The organism is Curtobacterium sp. MCLR17_055, from assembly GCF_003234305.1.
Classification (GTDB): Bacteria; Actinomycetota; Actinomycetes; order Actinomycetales; family Microbacteriaceae; genus Curtobacterium; species Curtobacterium flaccumfaciens.
On record NZ_QKSX01000034.1, the window covers coordinates 1 to 2,485 of the forward strand.

The window sequence follows — 2,485 nt, forward strand, 5'->3', positions numbered from 1 at the left end:
CAGTGAGCCAGCGGGCACGAGCGCACGAGCGGACGAGCGCCCGGGCGCTCGTCCGCTCGTGCGCTCGTGCCCGCTGGCTCACTGTCCCGCGCGTGCTCGCGCCCCGTTCCGCGAGCGGGCGAAATGCCGCACTTCGTCCCCGCCGTGTCCCGGGCATTCCGCCCGCTCGGCCGCGCTCCCGATCTCCGCCGGGGTCGCTCGCACCTCCCGCCCGGGTCCTTACGCGAGCGGGCGAAATGTCCGGCCTGCCACGGGGATCGGCGTGGTATTTCGCCCGCTCGTGGGCGTGGGCGTGGGCGTGGGCGTGGGCGTGGGCGTGGGCATGGGCGCCGGCGTGGGCGTGATTGCGGGGGTCAGCGTCGACTTCGGCACCCGGCATCGTCGAGCGGGCGGAATGCCCGATGAGACAGGACGAAGGGCCGTGGTGTTTCGCCCGCTCGTGGTCGGGGGGAGCGGTGCCGACAACGAAGAACGCCCCGACTCCGTGCGGAGTCGGGGCGTTCTTCTCGGGTTCGGGGAGTGCCGCTCGGTGCCCTCAGTCGGGCGTTGAGTCAGGGGTGGCTCAGGCCGCCTGGAGGACGAACTGGACGTCGAGGTTGATCGTGACGTCGTTGCCGAGCGTGAAGCCACCAGCCTCGAGCGCCGCGTTCCAGTTCACACCGAACTCGGTGCGGTCGATCTTCGTGGTCGCCTCGGCACCGAACTTGACCTGGCCGTAGCCGTCCGTGGTGAAGCCGCCCAGCTCGGCCTTGAGGACGACCGGCTTGGTGACGCCGCGCAGGGTCAGGTCGCCCGCGATGTGCAGGTCGTCGCCCTTCGCCTCGATGCTCGTCGAGCGGAAGGTCAGCTGCGGGTGCTCCTCGGTGAGGAAGAAGTCGCTCGTCTTGAGGTGCTGGTCGCGCTGCTCCTGGCCGGTGTTGATCGACGCGACGTCGATGTTGGCCTCGACGGTCGACTCGAGCGGGTTCTCGGCGGTGACGACGGTGGCGTCGAACGTCTCGAACTTGCCCTTGACCTTGCTGATGGCGAGGTGGCGGACCGAGAACGTGACCTCGGAGTGGGTCGGGTCGATCTTCCAGGTGCCGGTCTTGTAGCCGGGAACGGTGTCAGCGGTGAGCGTCATGGTGGTCCTTCTTCCGAACGAGAGTCTGCGGTGCGACGCGTTCCATGCGCCTGCATCGAGTTGATACTACGCCAGTGTGCACCGTTTTGGTTGAAGCGTCAACCATTGTTCACCCAAGTGTCGCAAACCGCGTGTCGTGGGCTCCTCTGGCGCCGGCCTCGAGCAGCCGTCGGATGCGGTCCACGAAACGGTCGACGCCGTGCGCGACGTCGTCTGCTGTTGCTCTGACGAGCCACCAGTCGACGTCCTTGAGGTGCTCCCCGCGCGTCAGGTCCTTCCGGAAGGTGGCTGGATCGGTGCGGTGCAGATCGCTCTCGTACTCGATCGCGACCCTGGCCTCGGGGTAGGCGAGGTCCACACATGCGACCCACTGCCCGTCGATGACGACATCGTGGTTGAGTGCCGGTTCCGGGAGCCCGCGGCGGACGAGTGCCAGCCGTGTCCGGGTCTCTCCGGGAGACCGGGATCCCCTCCGGATCTCGTCGAGCGCGAGGCGGAGCTTCACGATCCCGCGGATGCCCCGTCGTCGTCGGACGGCCTGGGCGAGTTCGTCGAGCGTCGCCCAGCCGAGCCAGCCCACGAGCGCATCGCCCGCGACGATGAGTTCGTCGAGCGTCAGCATCGAGCCCAGTGCGACGAACGTGTCGGCCGGAGTGGTCAGTGGCACTCCTCGTGCGATCGTCGCGCGGACTGATCCGTACCGGGCTCGGTGGCCGACCGTGCCGCGGACCCGGAGCGCTTGGTCGGTCCCGATCGTCGTGACGTGCAACCGCTGATCGCGTTCGAGACGACGGGGGAGCGGGACGCCGATGATCGCTGCCGCAGTGACGTGACTGAAGACCTGATCGGGGCGGAGTCGAGGAGCGAGCGCCCTTGCGCGTTCATCCACGGATTCCGGTGGGAACGCTGATCGGATGCCGTGGAACGGGCGGACGAGATCTCGAGCGTCGAGTCGGCCACGTGAAACGCCTCTGTGCAGCGCATCCCGTACCCGGAACGAAGCGTCACGGAGTGCCATCGGGAGTCTGCGTCTTGCGGTCATCTCCACAGCGTGACGGCGAGCCGACCCCGAGGACGGGAGTCGGGCCTCCTCTGTGGACGGCTTTGCCCGCTCTCGCCGCTGTGGAGGGACGGTTGCCCCCGTGAGCGGGTGAAACACCGCGCCCGCCGCCGACGGCACCGCGGTGTTTCGCCCGCTCGCGGGGTGGAGGCGATCGCAGGGAGCGCGGAGGTCGCAGCCCGGGGTCATCCGGGCGAGCGGGCGAAAGGTATGGGTGGGCTGGCGAGAGCACCGTGGCATTTCGCCCGCTCGCCCGGATGACCCCGGGCTGCGACCTCCGCGCTCCCTGCGATCGCCTCCAC

At 69.1% G+C, this 2,485-nt stretch carries 2 protein-coding genes; both read right to left on the minus strand.

The window, feature by feature from the left end; all coding sequences use genetic code 11:
- Positions 1–562: 562 nt before the first annotated feature.
- A complete protein-coding gene (locus tag DEJ09_RS17855) occupies positions 563–1,123 on the minus strand; it encodes a YceI family protein (RefSeq protein ID WP_027464630.1) in 561 nt (186 codons plus the stop codon).
- A 109-nt stretch (positions 1,124–1,232) separates the two neighbouring features.
- On the minus strand, positions 1,233–2,303 hold the full coding sequence (locus DEJ09_RS17985) for a hypothetical protein (RefSeq protein ID WP_146245771.1): 1,071 nt from the start codon (positions 2,301–2,303) through the stop codon (positions 1,233–1,235).
- Positions 2,304–2,485 lie beyond the last annotated feature (182 nt).

Bases quoted from the DNA above. Each gene is read 5' to 3' on its own strand.
- DEJ09_RS17855 (WP_027464630.1), bottom strand. From the start codon at position 1,123: ATGACGCTCACCGCTGACACCGTTCCCGGCTACAAGACCGGCACCTGG.